Source organism: Citrobacter sp. CK198 (genome assembly GCF_030333295.1).
Classification (GTDB): Bacteria; Pseudomonadota; Gammaproteobacteria; order Enterobacterales; family Enterobacteriaceae; genus Citrobacter_B; species Citrobacter_B koseri.
Genome location: NZ_JAOWGE010000034.1, coordinates 511,060 through 532,291 on the forward strand (window position 1 = coordinate 511,060; position 21,232 = coordinate 532,291).

Annotated in this window: 17 protein-coding genes and 1 pseudogene; all 18 read left to right on the top strand. The window is 54.6% G+C overall.

Going from position 1 to position 21,232, the window contains the following annotated elements; all coding sequences use genetic code 11:
* The 18 genes and pseudogenes from wzc (at position 1) to wcaM (ending at position 21,166) form a co-directional block, all read left to right on the top strand.
* Complete coding sequence (gene wzc / locus OGY62_RS17415) at positions 1-2,163, top strand: tyrosine-protein kinase Wzc (RefSeq protein WP_012131701.1); 2,163 nt, start codon at positions 1-3, stop codon at positions 2,161-2,163.
* Positions 2,164-2,277: 114 nt separating this feature from the next.
* Positions 2,278-3,120 (top strand): colanic acid biosynthesis glycosyltransferase WcaA, encoded by an 843-nt coding sequence (gene wcaA, locus OGY62_RS17420; protein WP_024130193.1) that lies wholly within the window; start codon positions 2,278-2,280, stop codon positions 3,118-3,120.
* Between the two features lie 2 nt (positions 3,121-3,122).
* Positions 3,123-3,611: a colanic acid biosynthesis acetyltransferase WcaB gene (gene wcaB / locus OGY62_RS17425; RefSeq protein ID WP_049011279.1), complete on the top strand. Its 489-nt coding sequence runs from the start codon at positions 3,123-3,125 to the stop codon at positions 3,609-3,611.
* A complete protein-coding gene (gene wcaC / locus OGY62_RS17430; RefSeq protein ID WP_047462595.1) occupies positions 3,608-4,825 on the top strand; it encodes a colanic acid biosynthesis glycosyltransferase WcaC in 1,218 nt (405 codons plus the stop codon). The genes wcaB and wcaC overlap by 4 nt, the downstream gene beginning before the upstream one ends.
* Positions 4,800-6,020 carry a colanic acid polymerase WcaD gene (gene wcaD, locus OGY62_RS17435; RefSeq protein WP_012131705.1) on the top strand — a complete coding sequence of 407 codons (1,221 nt, stop codon included), beginning with the start codon at positions 4,800-4,802 and terminating at the stop codon, positions 6,018-6,020. Before wcaC ends, wcaD begins: the two co-directional genes overlap by 26 nt.
* Before the next feature lie 12 nt (positions 6,021-6,032).
* Complete coding sequence (wcaE, locus tag OGY62_RS17440; RefSeq protein ID WP_012131706.1) at positions 6,033-6,779, top strand: colanic acid biosynthesis glycosyltransferase WcaE; 747 nt, start codon at positions 6,033-6,035, stop codon at positions 6,777-6,779.
* 15 nt (positions 6,780-6,794) lie between these two features.
* Complete coding sequence (gene wcaF / locus OGY62_RS17445) at positions 6,795-7,349, top strand: colanic acid biosynthesis acetyltransferase WcaF (protein WP_047462599.1); 555 nt, start codon at positions 6,795-6,797, stop codon at positions 7,347-7,349.
* Between the two features lie 23 nt (positions 7,350-7,372).
* Positions 7,373-8,494, top strand: a complete 1,122-nt coding sequence (gmd, locus tag OGY62_RS17450) for a GDP-mannose 4,6-dehydratase (RefSeq protein ID WP_012131708.1) — start codon at positions 7,373-7,375, stop codon at positions 8,492-8,494.
* A gap of 2 nt (positions 8,495-8,496) precedes the next feature.
* On the top strand, positions 8,497-9,462 hold the full coding sequence (gene fcl, locus OGY62_RS17455; protein ID WP_047462602.1) for a GDP-L-fucose synthase: 966 nt from the start codon (positions 8,497-8,499) through the stop codon (positions 9,460-9,462).
* Between the two features lie 2 nt (positions 9,463-9,464).
* A pseudogene (locus OGY62_RS17460) lies at positions 9,465-9,938 on the top strand (GDP-mannose mannosyl hydrolase); the annotation flags it as partial.
* An 86-nt stretch (positions 9,939-10,024) separates the two neighbouring features.
* Positions 10,025-11,248 carry a colanic acid biosynthesis fucosyltransferase WcaI gene (gene wcaI, locus OGY62_RS17465; protein ID WP_047462609.1) on the top strand — a complete coding sequence of 408 codons (1,224 nt, stop codon included), beginning with the start codon at positions 10,025-10,027 and terminating at the stop codon, positions 11,246-11,248.
* Between the two features lie 3 nt (positions 11,249-11,251).
* Positions 11,252-12,688, top strand: coding sequence for a mannose-1-phosphate guanyltransferase (gene cpsB, locus OGY62_RS17470; protein WP_286460335.1), 1,437 nt, complete (start codon positions 11,252-11,254; stop codon positions 12,686-12,688).
* Positions 12,689-12,836: 148 nt separating this feature from the next.
* Positions 12,837-14,207, top strand: a complete 1,371-nt coding sequence (gene cpsG, locus OGY62_RS17475) for a colanic acid biosynthesis phosphomannomutase CpsG (RefSeq protein ID WP_286460336.1) — start codon at positions 12,837-12,839, stop codon at positions 14,205-14,207.
* A gap of 54 nt (positions 14,208-14,261) precedes the next feature.
* Entirely contained in the window at positions 14,262-15,656 is a 1,395-nt protein-coding gene (wcaJ, locus tag OGY62_RS17480) for an undecaprenyl-phosphate glucose phosphotransferase (RefSeq protein ID WP_286460337.1), read from the top strand.
* 9 nt (positions 15,657-15,665) lie between these two features.
* Positions 15,666-17,144, top strand: coding sequence for a colanic acid undecaprenyl disphosphate flippase WzxC (gene wzxC, locus OGY62_RS17485; RefSeq protein WP_286460338.1), 1,479 nt, complete (start codon positions 15,666-15,668; stop codon positions 17,142-17,144).
* A 109-nt stretch (positions 17,145-17,253) separates the two neighbouring features.
* A complete protein-coding gene (gene wcaK, locus OGY62_RS17490) occupies positions 17,254-18,534 on the top strand; it encodes a colanic acid biosynthesis pyruvyl transferase WcaK (protein ID WP_286460339.1) in 1,281 nt (426 codons plus the stop codon).
* The gene (gene wcaL, locus OGY62_RS17495; protein ID WP_047462621.1) at positions 18,531-19,751 is read left to right on the top strand and encodes a colanic acid biosynthesis glycosyltransferase WcaL; all 1,221 of its coding nucleotides are present in this window, start codon (positions 18,531-18,533) and stop codon (positions 19,749-19,751) included. The genes wcaK and wcaL overlap by 4 nt, the downstream gene beginning before the upstream one ends.
* Before the next feature lie 11 nt (positions 19,752-19,762).
* The gene (gene wcaM, locus OGY62_RS17500) at positions 19,763-21,166 is read left to right on the top strand and encodes a colanic acid biosynthesis protein WcaM (RefSeq protein ID WP_286460340.1); all 1,404 of its coding nucleotides are present in this window, start codon (positions 19,763-19,765) and stop codon (positions 21,164-21,166) included.
* Positions 21,167-21,232: the final 66 nt, after the last annotated feature.

The window sequence follows — 21,232 nt, forward strand, 5'->3', positions numbered from 1 at the left end:
ATGACAGAAAAAGTAAAACAGCTTGCCGCTCCGGTAACGGGCAGTGATGAAATCGATATCGGTCGCCTGGTGGGAACCGTCATTGAAGCGCGCTGGTGGGTGCTTGGCATTACGGCGGTATTTGCGCTGTGCGCGGTGATTTACACGCTATTCGCCACGCCGATTTACAGCGCCGACGCGCTGGTGCAAATCGAGCAAAATACCGGTAACTCGCTGGTGCAGGATATTGGCTCTGCGCTGGCCAATAAACCGCCGGCATCAGAAGCGGAAATTCAACTGATTCAGTCGCGTCTGGTTCTGGGGAAAACCGTTGACGATCTCGACCTGGATATCTCCGTCACCAAAAACACCTTCCCGCTGTTTGGCGCAGGCTGGGAGCGCCTGATGGGGCGGCAGAATGAGACGGTGAAAGTGACAACGTTCACCCGCCCAAAAGAGATGGGCGAGCAGGTTTTCACGCTTAACGTGCTGAGTGACAAAACCTACGAACTGACCAGCGACGGCGGCTTTAGCGCGCGCGGTCAGGCCGGGCAACTACTGAGTAAAGACGGCGTGACGATGATGGTGAGCGCTATCCATGCCCGCCCGGACAGTGAATTTACCGTCACTAAATTCTCCACGCTTGGGATGATCAACAATCTGCAAAACAACCTGACCGTGACGGAAAACGGCAAAGATACCGGCGTATTGAGCCTGGCCTTCACCGGTGAAGACAAGGATCAGATCCGCGATATTCTCAACAGCATCACCCGCAACTATCTCGAACAGAACGTTGAGCGGAAATCTGCGGAAGCGGCGAAAAGCCTGGCGTTCCTGGCGAAACAGTTGCCGGAAGTGCGCAGTCGCCTGGACGTCGCGGAAAACAAACTCAACGCCTTCCGTCAGGATAAAGACTCCGTGGACTTACCGCTGGAGGCCAAGGCGGTGCTGGATTCGATGGTGAATATCGACGCCCAGCTTAACGAACTGACCTTCAAAGAGGCGGAAATCTCCAAGCTGTTTACTAAAGCGCATCCGGCTTACCGCACGCTGCTGGAAAAACGTAAAGCGCTGGAAGACGAAAAAGCCAAACTGAACGGGCGGGTGACGGCAATGCCGAAAACGCAGCAGGAAATTGTGCGTCTGACGCGCGACGTCGAATCCGGTCAGCAGGTTTATATGCAACTGCTGAACAAGCAGCAGGAGCTGAAGATCACCGAGGCCAGCACCGTCGGGGATGTGCGTATTGTTGACCCGGCGATTGCCCAGCCGGGCGTGCTGAAGCCGAAAAAAGCGCTGATTATTCTTGGCAGCATTATTCTTGGCCTGATGCTCTCTATCGTCGGCGTGTTGCTGCGTTCGCTGTTTAACCGTGGGATTGAAAGTCCGCAGGTGCTCGAAGAACACGGCATCAGCGTCTATGCCAGCATTCCGCTGTCGGAGTGGCAGAAAGCGCGCGATAACGTCAAAACGATTAAGGGCGTTAAGCGCTACAAACAGAGCCAGTTGCTGGCGGTGGGGAATCCAACCGATCTGGCGATTGAAGCGGTGCGTAGCCTGCGTACCAGCCTGCATTTCGCCATGATGCAGGCGCAAAACAATGTGCTGATGTTGACCGGGGTTAGCCCGTCTATCGGCAAAACCTTTGTCTGCGCCAACCTGGCGGCGGTCATCAGCCAGACCAATAAACGCGTGCTGCTGATCGACTGCGATATGCGTAAAGGCTATACCCACGAGCTGCTGGGCACCAACAACGTGAATGGTCTGTCCGACATTCTGGTGGGCAAAGGGGATATCGCCTCCTGCGCTAAACCCACTTCCATCCCGCATTTCGATCTGGTGCCGCGCGGACAGGTGCCGCCTAACCCGTCGGAACTGCTGATGAGCGAGCGCTTTGGCGAACTGATTGCCTGGGCCAGCGCGCACTATGACCTGGTCTTAATCGATACGCCGCCGATTCTGGCGGTGACCGATGCGGCGATCGTCGGACGGCATGTCGGCACCACGCTGATGGTGGCGCGTTACGCCGTTAACACATTAAAAGAGGTGGAAACCAGCCTGAGCCGCTTTGAGCAGAACGGCATTCCGGTAAAAGGCGTAATCCTCAACTCCATCTTCCGACGGGCGACCGGTTATCAGGATTACGGTTACTACGAGTACGAATACAAGTCGGATTCAAAATAATAAGTCGCCTGATGACGCTGCGCTTATCAGGCCTACAGGGCCGACAAAATTGCTGGTGATTGTAGGCAGGATAAGGTGTTTACGCCGCCATCCGACACTATCCGGGGAATGAGAATGACAATAGACAACCCACTGATTTCGATCTACATGCCAACCTGGAATCGGCAGCAACTGGCGATTCGCGCGATTAAATCGGTGCTGCGCCAGGACTATACCCACTGGGAAATGATCATTGTGGATGACTGCTCCTCATCGTATGAGCAGTTGCAGCAGTTTGTTGAAGGGTTAAACGACCCGCGCGTGCGCTACACCCACAATGCGATCAATTCCGGCGCCTGCGCGGTGCGTAATCAGGCCATTATGCAGGCGAAAGGGCAGTACATCACCGGGATCGATGATGATGATGAATGGACGCCGAACCGTCTGAGCGTGTTCCTTGAACATAAGCATCAGCTGGTAACGCACGCGTTTTTATACGCCAATGACTATGTCTGTGAAGGCGAGGTTTACTCGCAGCCGGCCAGTCTGCCGCTGTACCCGAAGTCGCCTTACTCACGCCGTCTTTTTTATAAACGCAATATCATTGGCAATCAGGTCTTTACCTGGGCCTGGCGTTTTAAAGAGTGCCTGTTTGATACCGAACTGAAAGCCGCACAGGACTACGATATTTTCCTGCGTATGGTGGTTGAGTACGGCGAACCGTGGAAAGTAGAAGAGGCGACGCAGATTCTGCACATCAATCACGGTGAAATGCAGATCACCTCCTCGCCGAAAAAGTTCTCCGGCTACTTCCATTTCTACCGCAAGCATAAAGACAAATTCGACCGCGCCAGCAAAAAGTATCAGCTGTTTACGCTGTACCAGATCCGCAATAAGCGAATGACCTGGCGCACGTTGCTGACGCTGTTTTCTGTGCGTAACGGCAAACGCCTGGCCGACGGACTGCGGGGGCGTTAAGGATGCTGGAGGATCTACGCGCAAACAGCTGGAGTCTGCGCCCGTGCTGCATGGTGCTGGCCTACCGCGTCGCCCATTTTTGTTCCGTCTGGCGCAAAAAAAATGTGCTGAATAACCTGTGGGCCGCGCCGGTGCTGGTGCTGTACCGTCTGATGACCGAATGCCTGTTTGGTTACGAAATTCAGGCCGCCGCAACCATCGGCCGACGCTTCACCATCCATCACGGTTATGCCGTCGTGATCAATAAGCATGTCGTCGCGGGCGACGACTTCACCGTGCGTCATGGCGTCACCATCGGCAACCGGGGCGGCGACAGCCTGGCGTGCCCGGTCATTGGTAACGGCGTTGAGCTGGGCGCTAACGTCATTTTGCTGGGGGATATCACCATCGGCAATAACGTGACTATCGGGGCGGGCAGCGTGGTGCTCGACACGGTTCCCGATAACGCGCTGGTAGTGGGAGAGAAGGCGCGAGTGAAGGTAATTAAATGAATATTCTGCAATTTAATGTTCGACTGGCGGAAGGCGGCGCGGCGGGCGTGGCATTAGACCTGCACCTGCGCGCGCTACAAAAAGGCCTGACCTCGCACTTTGTCTATGGCTACGGCAAAGGCGGGAAGAAAAGCGTCAGCCACAGCAACTATCCGCATGTGATTAAACAGACGCCGCGTCTGACATCGGTCGCCAATATCGCGCTGTTTCGTCTGTTTAACCGCGACCTCTTTGGCAATCTCGATAATCTGTACCGCAAAGTGACCCGGACACCCGGCCCGCTGGTGCTGCATTTTCATGTGCTGCACAGCTACTGGCTGAATCTGGCAGAGGTTGTCGCTTTCTGCGAGAAGGTGAAAAACCATAAGCCGGACGTGAGGCTGGTCTGGACGCTGCACGATCACTGGAGCGTGACCGGACGCTGTGCCTTTACTGACGGCTGTGAAGGCTGGAAAAGCGGCTGTCAGAAATGCCCGACGCTGACCAATTATCCGCCGGTAAAAGTGGACAGAGCGCACCAGCTGGTGGTGGGCAAGCGGCAGCTGTTTCAGCAGATGCTCTCGCTGGGCTGTCAGTTTATCTCGCCCAGCCAGCATGTGGCGGAGGCGTTTAACAGCCTGTACGGGGCAGGGCGTTGTCGCATTATCAATAATGGCATTGATGTGGCGACCGAAGCGATTCTGTCCGAACTGTCACCGGTGAGCGAGCGCCAGGGCAAACCGAAAATTGCCGTGGTGGCGCACGATCTGCGCTATGACGGCAAAACAAACCAGCAGCTGGTGCGCGACATGATGGCGGCAGGCAACAACATTGAGCTGCACACCTTCGGTAAGTTTTCCCCCTTCGACGGTGAGAACGTGGTGAATCACGGCTTTGAAACCGATAAACGCAAGCTGATGAGCGCCCTTAACCAGATGGATGCGCTGGTGTTCAGCTCCCGGGTCGATAATTACCCGCTGATTTTGTGTGAAGCGTTATCTATCGGCGTGCCGGTGATCGCCACGCACAGCGACGCGGCGCAGGAGGTGCTGGCAAAATCGGGCGGGCGAACGTTCAGTGAAGACGAGGTGCTGAACCTGGTGCAGATGAGCAAATCCGACATTGCCCAGGCCGTATTTGGCGCCTCGCTGGAGGCCTTTTGCGAGCGTAGCCGCACCGCATACAGCGGACAACAGATGCTGGAGGAGTATGTCTCGTTCTATCAGAATCTGTAGTTACCTGCTGCTGCCGCTGATCTACCTGCTGGTCAACGTCAAAATTGCCCAACTGGGCGAAAGCTTCCCCATCACCATCGTCACCTTTTTACCCGTTTTGCTGTTGTTGTTCATTGAGCGCATCAGCATTAAAAAATTGATGATTGCGCTGGGCGTGGGGGCAGGGCTGACGGCGTTTAACTACCTGTTCGGTCAGTCGCTGGATGCCAGCAAATATGTCACCTCGACGATGCTGTTTGTTTACATCGTCATCATTATCGGCATGGTGTGGAGTATTCGCTTTAAAACCGTTTCCCCGCATAACTACCGCAAGATATTACGTTTTTTCTATATGGTGGTGGCGTTTGTGGTGGCGCTGGCGGCAGTTGAGATGGCGCAGATCATTCTTACCGGCGGCAGCAGCTTAATGGAAGGAATTTCGAAATATCTTATTTACAGTAATAGCTATGTGCTGAATTTTATTAAATTTGGCGGTAAGCGAACCACTGCGCTCTATTTTGAACCGGCGTTTTTTGCTCTGGCGTTAATCTCAATTTGGCTCAGCATCAAACAGTTTGGTATCAAAACCCCTAAGACCGATGCTATGATTCTGGCAGGGATAATATTATCAGGATCATTTTCAGGGGTAATGACCTTTATCCTGTTTTACTTACTGGAGTGGGCATTTCAGTATCTGAATAAGGATGCGATAAGGAAAAAATTGCCACTGGCGATTATTTCGTTGGGCGTATTTTTAGTCGGTGTGGTTTTTGCGTTTCCTTATATCGCTGAACGTCTTGGAGATTTAGGAACGGAAGGTTCGTCATCGTATTATCGTATCGTTGGGCCATTAGTGATGGTCGGTTATTCGTTGACCCATATTGATGGCGTAGTCAGATTTGGCTCACTTTATGAATATGTCGCATCATTCGGAATTTTTAACGGTGCGGATGTCGGGAAAACAATAGACAATGGCCTGTATCTGCTGATTATTTATTTCTCATGGTTCGCGGTGTTATTGACCGCATGGTACATGTGGAAAATCTTAAAAATGACGCTGAATGCGTTTGGCGATAATCAGAATTTTCGGGTGCAGCTTTATCTCTTTACGCCGGTATCGTTGTTTTTTACCGGTTCGATATTTAGCCCGGAATATGCATTTTTAATCGTTTGTCCTTTTATTTTGCGCAAAGCGCTAAATATTACGAATTCATGACGAGGTGGTTTTATGTTACTTAGCGTCGTTACTGTCGCCTTTCGTAATTACGACGGCGTGGTAAACACCTGGCGCTCGCTGCGCAACCTGGCGCGCGATCCCAGCCTGACCTTTGAATGGATTGTCGTGGACGGCGGTTCGGATGACGGCACCGCCCAGTTTCTGGAAAAACTCAACGGTGAGTTTAACTTACGCTTCGTGAGTGAAAAAGATCGCGGCATTTACGACGCGATGAACAAAGGCATTGCGATGGCGCAAGGGCGCTATACTCTTTTCCTCAATTCCGGCGATGTGTTTCATGAAGATGTCACCGATTTTGTCCGTCAACTGGGGCGAAAAAATGATGACGCGATGTACATTGGCGACGCGTTGCTGGATTTTGGTGAAGGAAATAAAACCCGACGAAGCGCCAAACATGGCTGGTATATCTACCACAGCTTACCCGCCAGCCATCAGGCTATTTTCTTCCCGACCGCAGGGCTGAAAAAACATCCATACGATCTGCAATATAAGGTGTCATCTGATTACGCGCTGGCAGCCAGTCTTTATAAATCAGGCTATCCTTTCCGTCGAATCAAAGGGTTGGTGTCTGAATTTTCTATGGGCGGCGTGTCAACCTCAAACAATCTGGAATTATGCCGGGATGCAAAAAACGTGCAGCGTAAAATATTACGTGTCCCCGGGTTCTGGGCGGAATTATCTTATTTATTACGTCTGAAAACGACAGGCAAAGCAAAAGCCTTATATAACAAAGCCTGAATATAAGGAAAAATGATGCAGGATTTAAGCGGCTTCTCGGTGCCGAAAGGGTTCCGGGGCGGCAATGCAATAAAAGTGCAATTATGGTGGGCGGTGCAGGCGACGTTATTTAGCTGGTCGCCGCAGGTGATGTATCGCTGGCGCGCATTTTTATTACGGATGTTTGGCGCAAAAATAGGAAAAAACGCAGTCATCCGACCTTCTGTAAAAATTACGTATCCGTGGAAATTGACGTTAGGTGATTACGCCTGGGTCGGCGATGACGCCGTTTTATATACGCTGGGTGACATTACGATTGGCGCACACTCTGTTATTTCGCAGAAAAGCTATTTATGTACCGGCAGCCATGATTATGCCAGCGCCCATTTTGATATTAACGCCACGCCAATTGTGATTGGCGAGAAATGCTGGCTGGCGACGGATGTCTTTGTCGCTCCCGGCGTAACGATAGGCGACGGCACCGTCGTTGGTGCGCGAAGCAGTGTTTTTAAATCGCTACCGGCAAACACAATCTGCCGTGGCAATCCCGCAGTGGTAACGCGCGAGCGCGTTGAGAAAGTTACTCCCTAACGGGACTATTTGAGGAAAATAAAATGTCAAAAGTCGCTCTCATTACTGGCGTAACCGGGCAGGATGGTTCTTACCTGGCGGAACTTCTGCTGGAGAAAGGTTACGAGGTTCATGGTATCAAGCGTCGCGCGTCTTCGTTCAATACCGAACGCGTGGATCATATCTATCAGGACCCACATGCCAGCAACCCGAAATTCCACCTGCACTACGGTGATCTGACCGACTCATCCAACCTGACCCGCATTTTGCAGGAAGTGCAGCCGGATGAAGTCTACAACCTGGGGGCAATGAGCCACGTTGCGGTTTCGTTTGAGTCCCCGGAATACACCGCCGACGTGGATGCGCTGGGTACGCTGCGTCTGCTGGAGGCGATCCGCTTCCTGGGCCTGGAAAAGAAAACCCGTTTCTATCAGGCCTCCACCTCTGAGCTGTACGGTCTGGTGCAGGAAATTCCGCAAAAAGAGACCACGCCGTTCTATCCGCGCTCTCCGTATGCCGTCGCCAAACTGTACGCCTACTGGATCACCGTTAACTACCGCGAATCCTACGGCATCTACGCCTGTAACGGCATTCTGTTCAACCATGAATCTCCACGTCGCGGCGAAACCTTCGTGACCCGCAAAATCACCCGCGCGATTGCCAATATCGCTCAGGGGCTGGAGTCCTGCCTGTTCCTCGGCAACATGGATTCCCTGCGTGACTGGGGCCATGCCAAAGACTACGTCAAGATGCAGTGGATGATGCTGCAACAAGAGACGCCGGAAGATTTCGTGATCGCGACCGGCGTGCAGTACTCCGTGCGTCAGTTCGTCGAAATGGCGGCGGCACAGTTGGGAATCAAACTGCGCTTTGAAGGGGAAGGCGTGGAAGAGAAAGGGATTGTCGTTTCTGTCACCGGTCATGACGCGCCGGGCGTGAAGCCGGGTGATGTGATTATCGCCGTTGACCCGCGCTACTTCCGTCCTGCGGAAGTGGAAACCCTGCTGGGCGACCCGTCAAAAGCGCACGAGAAGCTGGGCTGGAAACCGGAGATCACACTCCAGGAGATGGTGTCTGAAATGGTTGCGAAAGACCTGGAAGCGGCGAAGAAACATTCCTTGCTGAAATCTCATGGCTACGAGGTTGCCATCGCGCTGGAGTCCTGAGGATGATGAAACAACGTATTTTTGTGGCGGGCCATCGCGGGATGGTGGGTTCCGCCATCGTAAGACAGCTGGCGCAGCGCGAGGATGTGGAGCTGGTGCTCCGCACCCGCGACGAGCTGAATTTGCTGGACAGCCGGGCGGTACAGGCATTCTTCGCTGAAGAACGCATTGACCAGGTTTATCTGGCGGCGGCGAAGGTGGGCGGTATTGTCGCCAACAATACGTACCCGGCCGATTTCATCTACGAGAACATGATGATTGAGAGCAACATCATTCACGCCGCGCATCTGCACAACGTGAACAAGCTGTTGTTCCTCGGTTCCTCCTGTATCTACCCCAAACTGGCAAAACAGCCGATGGCGGAAAGCGAACTGCTGCAAGGGTCGCTTGAACCAACCAACGAGCCGTATGCCATCGCCAAAATTGCCGGGATCAAACTGTGCGAGTCCTGGAATCGCCAGTTTGACCGCGATTACCGCTCGGTTATGCCGACCAACCTGTACGGGCCGCATGACAACTTCCACCCGAGTAATTCGCACGTCATTCCCGCGCTGCTGCGTCGCTTCCATGAAGCGACCGAACAGAACGCGCCGGATGTGGTGGTATGGGGCAGCGGGACACCGATGCGCGAGTTCCTGCATGTGGATGATATGGCCGCTGCCAGCATCCATGTGATGGAGCTGGATCGCGAAGTGTGGCAGGAGAACACGCAGCCGATGCTCTCGCACATCAACGTCGGTACTGGTGTGGATTGCACCATTCGGGAGCTGGCGCAAACGATCGCTCAGGTCGTGGGCTACAAAGGGCGGGTGGTGTTTGACGCCACGAAACCGGACGGCGCGCCGCGCAAACTGCTCGACGTAACGCGCCTGCATCAGCTTGGCTGGTATCACGAGGTGTCGCTGGAGGCCGGGCTTGCCAGCACTTACCAGTGGTTCCTTGAGAACCAGCACCGGTTCCGGGGGTAAACATGTTTTTACGTCAGGAAGATTTCGCTACCGTCGTGCGCTCTACGCCGCTGATCTCCATTGATTTGATCGTGGAGAATGAGCGCGGCGAGTTCCTGCTGGGCAAGCGCACCAATCGCCCTGCGCAGGGTTACTGGTTCGTACCGGGCGGGCGCGTGCAGAAGGATGAGACGCTGGAAAAAGCGTTTGAGCGTCTCACTCAGGCGGAACTGGGGCTGCGTTTACCGCTGTCCGCAGGCGCGTTTTATGGCGTCTGGCAGCACTTCTATGACGATAACTTCTCCGGCGAAGACTTTACCACTCATTACGTTGTGCTTGGTTTTCGCCTGAAGGTGAATCAGGCGGATCTGCATCTGCCTGATGAACAACATGAAGATTATCGCTGGCAGACGCCTGAGCGGCTTCTGGCAAGCGCCAGCGTTCACGACAACAGTCGGGCGTACTTCCTCGCGGATCGTCAGTCCGGGGTGCCTGGATGTTACACGAAATCATTCAGCCTGAATCAAGGCGGCAGGGGTGAGCAGATGCAGCCAACGCAGAGTCAGGTTGAAGGATGAAGCGTATGAGAATCCTTGTGTACGGCATCAACTACTCGCCGGAGCTAACCGGCATCGGTAAATACACCGGCGAGATGGTGGAGTGGATGGCGCGTGAAGGGCATGAAGTTCGGGTGATCACCGCGCCGCCTTATTACCCGCAGTGGAAAGTGGGCGAGCAGTATTCCTCCTGGCGCTATCGCCGGGAAGAGGGGGCGGCTACCGTCTGGCGCTGTCCGTTATATGTTCCGACGCAGCCATCGACGCTGAAACGCTTGCTGCACCTGGGCAGTTTCGCCCTGAGCAGTTTCTTCCCGCTGATGGCGCAGCGACGCTGGAAGCCGGATCGGATTATCGGTGTGGTGCCGACGCTGTTTTGCACGCCGGGTATGCGTTTGCTGGCGAAACTCTCCGGCGCGCGCACGCTGCTGCATATTCAGGACTACGAGGTGGATGCGATGCTCGGTCTGGGGCTGGCCGGGCAAGGCAAGAGCGGTAAGGTTGCCCGACTGGCCGCCGCGTTCGAGCGCAGCGGTCTGCACAACGTCGATAACGTCTCCACCATCTCCCGCTCAATGATGAATAAAGCGCAGGAGAAAGGGGTCGCGGCAGACAAGGTGATTTTCTTCCCTAACTGGTCGGAAGTGGCGCGTTTTCGCGACGTGACCGCTAGCGATGCGGCCCGCTTACGCCAGACGTTGGGGTTGCCGGATGATAAGAAAATCATTCTGTACTCCGGCAATATCGGTGAAAAACAAGGGCTTGAGAACGTGATTGACGCTGCTGAGCGTCTTACCGATCGCCCCTGGTTGTTTGTCATTGTCGGGCAGGGCGGCGGCAAAGCGCGGCTGGAAAAAATGGCCCGTGAACGCGGCCTGGATAACGTCAAATTTTATCCGCTTCAGCCTTATGAAGCCTTACCTGCGCTGCTGAAGATGGGCGATTGCCATCTGGTGGTGCAAAAGCGCGGCGCGGCGGATGCCGTTTTGCCGTCGAAACTGACCAATATTCTGGCGGTGGGCGGCAACGCGGTGATTACCGCTGAACCGGAAACCGAACTCGGCCAGCTTTGTCGCGACTATCCCGGCATTGCCGTTTGCGTGGAACCGGAGTCGGTCGACGCGCTGGTGACGGGGATTACCCAGGCGCTTGCCATGCCTGAGAACAACACGGTGGCATGCGAATATGCCGAACGCACGCTCGATAAAGAGAACGTGTTACGTCAATTTATTACAGATATTCGGGGATAAATCATGGGTCAACGTAAACTTTATCCGGTCGTGATGGCGGGTGGCTCGGGTAGCCGTTTATGGCCGCTTTCTCGTGTACTTTATCCAAAACAGTTTCTCTGCCTGAAGGGCGATCTCACCATGCTGCAAACGACTATTTGTCGTCTGAACGGCGTGGAGTGCGAAAGCCCGGTGGTGATTTGCAATGAGCAGCACCGCTTTATTGTCGCCGAACAGTTGCGCCAGCTAAACAAACTGACGGAGAACATTATTCTTGAGCCTGCCGGGCGCAATACCGCGCCAGCGATTGCGCTGGCGGCGCTGGCGGCGAAACGCCACAGCCTGGAAGGCGATCCGCTGATGCTGGTACTGGCGGCCGATCACGTCATTGCTGATGAAGGAGCGTTTCGCGACGCGGTGCGTAACGCCATTCCGTATGCCGAAGCGGGCAAACTGGTCACGTTCGGCATCGTGCCGGATCTGCCGGAAACCGGCTACGGCTATATTCGTCGCGGCGATGTCTCTCCCGGCGAGCAAGACGCGGTCGCTTTTGACGTCGCGCAGTTTGTCGAAAAACCCAATCTTGAAACCGCGCAGGCCTACGTGGCGAGCGGCGACTACTACTGGAACAGCGGGATGTTCCTGTTCCGCGCCGGGCGTTATCTGGAAGAACTGAAAAAATACCGTCCCGATATTCTGGACGCCTGCGAAAACGCGATGAGCATCGTTGACCCCGACCTCGACTTTATCCGCGTGGATGAAGAGGCGTTCCTCGCCTGCCCGGAAGAGTCGGTGGACTATGCGGTGATGGAGCGCACGGCGGATGCGGTGGTTATGCCGATGGATGCCGGCTGGAGTGACGTGGGTTCCTGGTCTTCACTGTGGGAAATCAGCGCGCACACCGCCGAGGGAAACGTGCATCACGGCGACGTCATTAGCCATAAAACGGAAAACAGCTACGTTTATGCGGAGTCGGGCCTGGTGACGACCGTCGGGGTGAAAGACCTGGTGGTTGTACAGACCAAAGATGCGGTGCTGATTGCCGATCGTAATGCGGTGCAGGATGTGAAAAAAGTGGTGGAGCAGATTAAAGCTGACGGGCGTCATGAGCACCATATCCACCGTGAAGTCTACCGGCCGTGGGGCAAATACGACTCCATTGACGCTGGCGACCGTTATCAGGTGAAACGTATTACCGTTAAACCCGGCGAAGGGCTCTCTGTGCAGATGCATCACCATCGGGCGGAGCACTGGGTGGTGGTCGCAGGGACGGCAAAAGTCACCATCAACGGCGAAATCAAACTGCTCGGTGAAAACGAGTCTGTCTACATACCTCTGGGGGCGACCCACTGCCTGGAGAATCCGGGAAAAATTCCGCTCGACCTGATTGAAGTCCGCTCCGGTTCGTACCTTGAAGAGGACGACGTGGTGCGCTTCGCCGATCGCTACGGGCGGGTGTAAGCCCGGTAAGTTGCCGGATGGCGCGTTGCTTATCCGGCCGACAGGTCCGTAGGCCCGGTAAGCGTAGCGTCACCGGGCAATAAAACAAAAATTGAAAAAGGCTCTTACGAGAGTCAGGGCCAACTGTTGCCTGAAGAAGGGTAAAAACATGACGAAATTAACCTGTTTTAAAGCCTACGATATTCGCGGCAGGCTGGGCGAAGAGTTGAATGAGGATATCGCGTGGCGTATTGGCCGCGCTTACGGCGAGTTCCTGCAACCGAAAACCATTGTGCTGGGCGGCGATGTGCGCCTGACAAGCGAGTCGCTGAAACTGGCGCTGGCGAAAGGGTTGCAGGATGCGGGCGTTGACGTACTGGATATCGGCCTTTCCGGCACGGAAGAGATCTATTTTGCGACCTTCCATCTGGGCGTCAATGGCGGTATTGAAGTGACCGCCAGCCATAACCCGATGGACTACAACGGTATGAAACTGGTGCGCGAGGGCGCGCGCCCTATCAGCGGCGACACCGGCCTGCGCGACGTGCAGCGTCTGGCGGAAGCCAATGATTTTCCACCGGTCAACGAAGCCAGACGCGGCAGCTATAAGCAGATCAATCTGCGTGACGCCTACATCGACCACCTGTTCGGCTACATCAACGTCAACAATCTCACGCCATTGAAGCTGGTCATCAACTCCGGCAACGGCGCGGCAGGCCCGGTGGTGGATGCCATTGAAGCCCGCTTTAAGGCGCAGGGCGTGCCGGTTGACTTTATCAAAATCCACAACACGCCGGACGGCAACTTCCCGAACGGCATCCCTAATCCGCTGCTGCCGGAGTGTCGCGATGACACCCGCAACGCCGTTATTGAACACGGCGCAGATATGGGCATTGCCTTCGACGGGGATTTCGACCGCTGCTTCCTGTTCGATGAGAAAGGGCAGTTCATTGAGGGCTACTACATTGTCGGCCTGCTGGCGGAGGCATTTCTGGAGAAACACCCGGGGGCGAAGATCATCCACGACCCGCGTCTGTCCTGGAACACCGTTGATGTGGTGACGGCGGCGGGCGGCACGCCGGTGATGTCGAAAACCGGTCATGCCTTCATTAAAGAACGTATGCGCCATGAAGATGCTATCTACGGCGGCGAAATGAGCGCCCATCACTACTTCCGTGATTTTGCGTACTGCGACAGCGGGATGATCCCGTGGCTGCTGGTGGCGGAGCTGGTATGTCTGAAAGGGCAGTCGCTGGGGGAACTGGTGCGTGACCGGATGGCGGCGTTCCCGGCCAGCGGTGAAATCAACAGCAAACTGGCAGAGCCTGCGGCCGCCATCAGCCGGGTGGAAGCACACTTTGCGCGTGAAGCGCTGACGGTGGACAGAACTGACGGCATCAGCATGTCGTTTGCCGACTGGCGCTTCAACCTGCGTTCTTCCAATACCGAACCGGTGGTGCGGCTGAATGTGGAATCACGCGGCGACATTCCGCTGATGGAAGCGCGAACGCGAACCCTGCTGACGTTGCTGAATCAGTAATGTCGGTTCTTCCCTTACCCGGCGACGGGTAAGGGGCTAATAACAGGAACAACGATGACAAATCTAAAAAAGCGCGAGCGAGCCAAAACCAATGCATCGTTAATCTCTATGGTGCAACGCTTTTCGGATATCACCATCATGTTTGGCGGGTTATGGATTGTCTGCAAGCTGAGCGGATTGCCTTTCCTGTATATGCATCTGTTGGTGGCGCTGATCACGCTGGTGGTTTTTCAGATGCTGGGCGGCATAACTGATTTTTACCGTTCCTGGCGCGGCGTGAAGATTTCGACGGAACTGGCGCTACTGCTGCAAAACTGGACGCTGAGTCTGGTCTTCAGCGCGGGCCTGATTGCCTTCAATAACGACTTCGATAACCGTCTTACCGTCTGGCTGGCGTGGTATGCGCTCTCCAGCGTGGGTCTGGTGGTCTGCCGCTCGTTCATTCGCTACGGAGCCGGATGGCTGCGTAACCGTGGGTACAACACGCGCCGGGTGGCGGTGGCAGGGGATCTTCCTGCCGGTCAGTCGCTGCTGGACAGCTTCCGCAAGGAGCCGTGGTTGGGTTTTGAAGTGGTCGGCGTTTACTACGATCCGAAACCGGGCGGCGTCTCTTCTGACTGGGCCGGAAATCTGCAACAACTGGTCGAGGATGCCAAAGCCTCACGCATTCATAACGTCTATATCGCCATGTCGATGAGTGACGGGGCGCAGGTAAAAAAACTGGTGCGCGCTCTGGCGGACACTACCTGCTCGGTAATCCTCATCCCGGATGTTTTTACCTTCAATATTCTGCACTCGCGTATTGAAGAGGTAAGCGGCGTGCCGGTCGTGCCGCTGTATGACACGCCGCTGTCAGGGGTCAATCGTCTGCTGAAACGCGCGGAAGATATCGTGCTGGCGTCGCTGATTCTGCTGCTGATCTCTCCGGTGCTGTGTTGCATTGCGCTGGCGGTCAAATTCAGTTCGCCAGGGCCGATTATTTTCCGCCAGACCCGTTATGGCATGGACGGGAAGCCGATCAAAGTGTGGAAATTCCGCTCCATGAAGGTGATGGAAAACGACAAAGTGGTGACGCAGGCGACGCAAAACGACCCGCGTGTAACCCGCGTGGGGAATTTTCTGCGCCGTACCTCGCTTGATGAACTGCCGCAGTTTATCAACGTTCTGACCGGCGGCATGTCTATCGTCGGGCCGCGCCCGCACGCGGTGGCGCATAACGAGCAGTATCGCCAGCTTATCGAAGGCTACATGCTGCGCCATAAAGTCAAACCCGGCATTACGGGGTGGGCGCAGATCAACGGCTGGCGCGGCGAGACTGACACGCTGGAGAAAATGGAAAAGCGCGTGGAGTTTGATCTGGAGTACATCCGTGAGTGGAGCGTGTGGTTTGACATCAAGATTGTTTTTCTGACGGTGTTCAAAGGCTTTGTGAATAAAGCGGCGTACTGAGGAACGATCATGAGCTTACGAGAAAAAACCATCAGTGGGGCGAAGTGGTCGGCGATCGCTACGGTTATCATCATCGGGCTGGGACTGATTCAGATGACCGTGCTGGCGCGGATTATTGATAATCACCAGTTTGGTCTGCTGACCGTGTCGCTGGTGATTATCGCCCTCGCCGATACGCTGTCGGACTTCGGTATTGCCAACTCCATTATCCAGCGTAAAACGATAAGCCACCTCGAGCTCACCACCCTGTACTGGCTGAACGTTGGCTTAGGGCTGGCGGTGTGCGTCGTGGTGTTTTTGCTTAGCGACGTGATCGGCAACGTGCTGCATAACCCCGATCTGGCGCCGCTGATTAAAACCCTGTCGCTGGCGTTTGTGGTGATCCCTCACGGGCAACAGTTTCGCGCGTTGATGCAAAAGGAGCTGGAATTTAACAAAATAGGCATGATCGAGACCAGCTCGGTGCTGGCGGGGTTCACCTTTACCGTGGTCAGCGCCCATTTCTGGCCGCTGGCAATGACGGCTATCCTCGGCTATCTGGTCAACAGCGCCGTCCGTACGCTGCTGTTCGGCTATTTTGGCCGGAAGATCTACCGCCCCGGCCTGCATTTTTCGCTGGCGTCTGTTTCGTCGAACCTGCGCTTTGGCGCATGGCTGACGGCGGACAGCATCATCAATTACGTCAATACTAACCTGTCGACGCTGGTGCTGGCGCGTATTCTCGGCGCGAGCGTCGCCGGGGGATACAACCTTGCTTATAACGTGGCGGTAGTTCCGCCAATGAAGCTTAACCCGATCATTACCCGCGTATTGTTCCCGGCGTTCGCCAAAATTCAGGATGATACGGAGAAGCTGCGCGTCAACTTCTACAAGCTGCTGTCGGTCGTGGGGATTATTAATTTTCCCGCGTTGCTCGGTCTGATGGTGGTATCGAATAATTTTGTGCCGCTGGTTTTTGGCGAGAAGTGGAACAGCATCATTCCGGTGCTGCAACTGCTGTGCGTGGTGGGGCTGTTGCGCTCTGTCGGCAACCCGATTGGTTCGTTGCTGATGGCGAAAGCGCGCGTCGATATCAGCTTCAAATTCAATGTGTTAAAAACCTTTCTGTTCATTCCTGCAATTATCGTTGGCGGCCATCTGGCGGGGGCGACAGGTGTGACGCTGGGCTTCCTGCTGGTGCAGATCATCAATACCGTTCTGAGCTATTTCGTCATGATTAAACCGGTGCTGGGGTCGAGTTACCGCCAGTACATCCTTAGCCTGTGGCTACCGTTTTATCTCTCTTTACCTACCCTGGCGGTGAGCTATGGGTTGGGGATTGCGCTAAATGGACATCTGCCGCTGAGCGTACTGCTGGCAACGCAAATCGTGGCGGGCGCGCTGGCCTTCGCCGTGATGATTGTGCTTTCGCGCCATCCGCTGGTGGTGGAGATGAAGCGCCAGTTTTGCCGTAGCGAAAAAATGAAAACACTGCTTCGCGCAGGATAACTTTTGCCGGATGGCGACGTTTACGCGTCGTATCCGGCCTATGAATTGATTTTGCTGTAGGCCGGATAAGGCGACAGCCGCCATCCGGCAACGATTTTAAGGGGCAAATATGAAATTACTGATCCTGGGCAACCACACCTGCGGCAACCGTGGCGACAGCGCAATTTTGCGCGGCCTGCTGGATGCCATTAACCGTCTTGAACCTGACGCAGAAGTGGATGTGATGAGTCGCTATCCGGTGAGCTCATCCTGGTTATTGAATCGCCCGGTGATGGGCGATCCGCTCTATTCGCAGATGAAACAGCACAATAACGTGGCGGGCGTGATGGGGCGCGTGAAAAAAGTGCTGCGTCGCCGCTATCAGCATCAGGTACTGCTCTCCCGCGTCACCGATACCGGCAAGCTACGCAATATTGCCATTGCGCAGGGGTTTACCGACTTCGTGCGTCTGTTATCCGGTTATGACGCCATTATCCAGGTCGGGGGCTCGTTTTTCGTCGATCTGTACGGTGTGCCGCAGTTTGAACATGCGCTGTGTACTTTTATGGCGAAGAAGCCGCTGTATATGATTGGTCACAGCGTCGGCCCCTTCCAGGACGAGCAGTTCAACACGCTGGCGAATTATGTCTTTGGTCATTGTGATGCGTTGATTCTGCGTGAATCAGTCAGTCTGGAGCTGATGAAGCGTAGCGATATCACCACGACGAAAGTTGAAGCGGGGGTCGATACCGCCTGGCTGGTTGATCATCACAATGATGATTTTGAACCGGGCTATGCCGTTCAGCACTGGTTAGCCCTTGCCGGAAAGCAAAAGACGGTTGCGATTACGCTGCGTGAACTGGCGCCATTCGATAAGCGTCTGGGAACCACCCAACAGGCTTACGAGAAGGCGTTTGCTGGCGTGGTGAACCGTATCCTTGAGGAAGGCTATCAGGTTATTGCGCTGTCAACCTGTACCGGTATCGACAGCTATAACAAAGACGATCGCATGGTGGCGTTAAACCTGCGCCAGCACGTCAGCGATCCGGATCGTTACCATGTGGTAATGGACGAACTCAACGATCTTGAAATGGGTAAAATCCTCGGCGCCTGTGAGCTGACGGTGGGCACGCGTCTGCATTCCGCCATTATTTCCATGAATTTTGCGACCCCTGCGATTGCCATTAATTATGAGCACAAATCTGCCGGAATTATGCAACAGCTGGGATTGCCTGAAATGGCGATCGACATTCGTCATTTGCTGGACGGCAGCCTGGAAGCGATGGTGGCCGATACGCTGGGGCAGTTGCCCGCGCTCAACGCGCGACTGGCGGACGCCGTAAACCGCGAGCGTGAACAGGGCTTTCGCATGGTGCAGTCAGTGTTAACCCGTATCGGGGAGGGGAAATGAAGGTCAGCTTCTTTTTACTGAAGTTCCCACTGTCGTCAGAGACCTTCGTGCTGAACCAGATCACCGCGTTTATCGATATGGGGTTTGAGGTGGAAATTGTCGCGTTGCATAAAGGCGACCTTGAAAACACGCATGCGGCGTATGACACCTACCGCCTGGGTGAAAAAACGCACTGGCTGCTGGATGAGCCGGAAGGCAAGCTGGCGAAGCTGCGCTATCGCGCCATTGCGTCTTTGCGTGGCGGTACGCGCGCATCGACCTGGAAGGCGTTGAATGTTTCACGTTACGGTGATGAAGCGCGCAACCTGATTCTGTCCGCAATCTGCGGGCTGACGCCAAAAATGTTCCAGGCGGATGTTTTTATCGCCCATTTTGGCCCGGCGGGCGTAACGGCGGCGAAGTTGCGGGAACTTGGCGTGATCAAAGGCAAAATCTCCACCGTTTTTCACGGTATTGATGTATCGCACCGCGATGTACTCAATCACTACACGCCTGAATATCAACGCCTGTTCCAGCGTGGCGATCTCATGCTGCCCATCAGTGAATTATGGGCGGGACGCCTTAAAACAATGGGGTGCCCGCCCGAGAAAATTGCGGTCTCGCGGATGGGCGTCGATATGACGCGCTTTACTCACCGTCCGGTAAAAGCGCCGGGTACGCCGCTGGAGATTATCTCCGTGGCGCGATTAACCGAGAAGAAAGGACTGCACGTAGCGATTGAGGCCTGCCGACAGCTCAAAGCGCAGGGGGTGGCGTTCCGTTATCGCATCCTGGGCATGGGGCCGTGGGAGAGACGCCTGCGCACATTGATTGAGCAGTACCAGCTTGATGATGTGATTGAAATGCCCGGCTTTAAGCCCAGCCATGAAGTGAAAAAAATGCTGGATGACGCGGATGTGTTTCTGCTGCCCTCTATCACCGGTACGGATGGCGATATGGAAGGTATTCCGGTGGCGCTGATGGAAGCGATGGCAGTCGGGCTGCCGGTGGTTTCAACCGTTCACAGCGGAATTCCTGAACTGGTGGATGCCGGTAAGTCGGGCTGGCTGGTGCCTGAAAATGATGCTGAGGCGTTGGCGGAGCAACTGGCGGCATTCAGTCGCATTGACACCGAGTCGTTACGGCCTGTGGTACAACGCGCCCGTGAAAAAGTTGAGGCTGATTTTAATCAGCAGGTGATTAATCAACAGTTAGCCAGCCTGCTGCAAACGATGTAAACCGAGGTTGTATGCCAGAGAATAAACTCTCCCGTCGCACCTTCCTGACGGCAGGCTCTGCGCTTGCCGCACTTCCTGTCCTCCATTCCCCCTTTGCCCGCGCGCTTGAACCCCGGCAAACCGTCAATATTCAGGATTATAACTCCCGAGACTGGATAGCCTCGTTTAAACAGGCGTTTAGCGAAGCGCAGACGGTTGTTGTTCCTGCGGGGCTGGTCTGCGAGAACGTCAATACCGGCATCTTTATCCCGGCAGGAAAAACGCTGCATGTGCGTGGGCGCTTAAGTGGCAATGGTCGCGGTCGGTTCGTGTTGCAGGATGGCTGCCAGGTAACAGGGGAGCAGGGCGGTAGCCTGCACAACATCACCCTGGATGTGCGCGGTTCAGATTGCACCATCAGGGGGATTGCCATGAGCGGGTTCGGCCCCGTTACCCAGATCTACATTGGCGGTAAAAAGCCGCGAGTGATGCGTAATCTCACCATTGATGATATTACGGTCAGCCATGCAAATTACGCCATTCTGCGCCAGGGATTCCACAATCAGGTGGACGGCGCGCGCATCACCAACGGCCGATTCAGCGATCTGCAAGGGGATGCCATCGAATGGAACGTGGCGATTAACGATCGTAACATTCTGATCTCTGACCATGTTATAGAACGCATCGACTGCACCAACGGGAAAATCAATTGGGGGATTGGCATCGGGCTGGCGGGTAGCACCTACGATAATGCCTACCCGGAAGAACAAACCGTAAAGAACTTTGTCGTGGCCAATATTACCGGATCGGATTGCCGACAACTGGTTCATGTGGAGAACGGAAAACACTTTATCATTCGTAATGTAAAAGCGCGGAATATCACGCCTGATTTCAGTAAGAAAGCGGGCATTGATAATGCGACGGTAGCAATTTATGGGTGTGATAATTTCGTGATTGATAATATCGATATGGTGAATTGTGCGGGGATGCTTATTGGTTATGGCGTCGTCAAAGGCAAATATTTATCCATTCCGCAAAACTTCAAATTAAATGATATTCATCTTGATAACACTCGCCTGGACTATAAACTGCGCGGCATTCAGATCTCTTCAGGGAATGCGACCTCCTTTGTGGCGATCACCAATCTGGATATGAAGCGCGCTACGCTTGAACTACACAACCAGCCGCAGCATCTTTTCCTGCGTAATATCAAGGTAATGCAGGAGTCTGCGACAGGGCCCGCGCTGAAGATGCACTTTGATCTGCGTAAAGATATACGCGGCAAGTTTATGGCGAAACAGGACACTTTGCTGTCGCTGGCGAACGTTCATGCAGTCAATGAGAAGGGGCAGAGCTCGGTCGATATCGACAGGATTAACCACAAGGTGGTGAATGTGGAAGCGGTCAATTTCAGGTTGCCGGAGCGGGGGAGGTAGTTTTGCGACCATTCCTGGCGAAAGTTACTCATACTTAAGATTATGGCTACTGCAATCTGCGGATAA

Coding starts and splice junctions, on each gene's coding strand:
- wcaF (WP_047462599.1), top strand. CDS start 6,795: ATGCAGGATTTAAGCGGCTTCTCGGTGCCGAAAGGGTTCCGGGGCGGC.
- wcaM (WP_286460340.1), top strand. CDS start 19,763: ATGCCAGAGAATAAACTCTCCCGTCGCACCTTCCTGACGGCAGGCTCT.
- wcaD (WP_012131705.1), top strand. CDS start 4,800: ATGTCTCGTTCTATCAGAATCTGTAGTTACCTGCTGCTGCCGCTGATC.
- wzxC (WP_286460338.1), top strand. CDS start 15,666: ATGAGCTTACGAGAAAAAACCATCAGTGGGGCGAAGTGGTCGGCGATC.
- wcaK (WP_286460339.1), top strand. CDS start 17,254: ATGAAATTACTGATCCTGGGCAACCACACCTGCGGCAACCGTGGCGAC.
- wcaC (WP_047462595.1), top strand. CDS start 3,608: ATGAATATTCTGCAATTTAATGTTCGACTGGCGGAAGGCGGCGCGGCG.
- gmd (WP_012131708.1), top strand. CDS start 7,373: ATGTCAAAAGTCGCTCTCATTACTGGCGTAACCGGGCAGGATGGTTCT.
- wcaE (WP_012131706.1), top strand. CDS start 6,033: ATGTTACTTAGCGTCGTTACTGTCGCCTTTCGTAATTACGACGGCGTG.
- wcaB (WP_049011279.1), top strand. CDS start 3,123: ATGCTGGAGGATCTACGCGCAAACAGCTGGAGTCTGCGCCCGTGCTGC.
- wcaA (WP_024130193.1), top strand. CDS start 2,278: ATGACAATAGACAACCCACTGATTTCGATCTACATGCCAACCTGGAAT.
- wzc (WP_012131701.1), top strand. CDS start 1: ATGACAGAAAAAGTAAAACAGCTTGCCGCTCCGGTAACGGGCAGTGAT.
- wcaL (WP_047462621.1), top strand. CDS start 18,531: ATGAAGGTCAGCTTCTTTTTACTGAAGTTCCCACTGTCGTCAGAGACC.
- wcaI (WP_047462609.1), top strand. CDS start 10,025: ATGAGAATCCTTGTGTACGGCATCAACTACTCGCCGGAGCTAACCGGC.
- fcl (WP_047462602.1), top strand. CDS start 8,497: ATGATGAAACAACGTATTTTTGTGGCGGGCCATCGCGGGATGGTGGGT.
- cpsB (WP_286460335.1), top strand. CDS start 11,252: ATGGGTCAACGTAAACTTTATCCGGTCGTGATGGCGGGTGGCTCGGGT.
- cpsG (WP_286460336.1), top strand. CDS start 12,837: ATGACGAAATTAACCTGTTTTAAAGCCTACGATATTCGCGGCAGGCTG.
- wcaJ (WP_286460337.1), top strand. CDS start 14,262: ATGACAAATCTAAAAAAGCGCGAGCGAGCCAAAACCAATGCATCGTTA.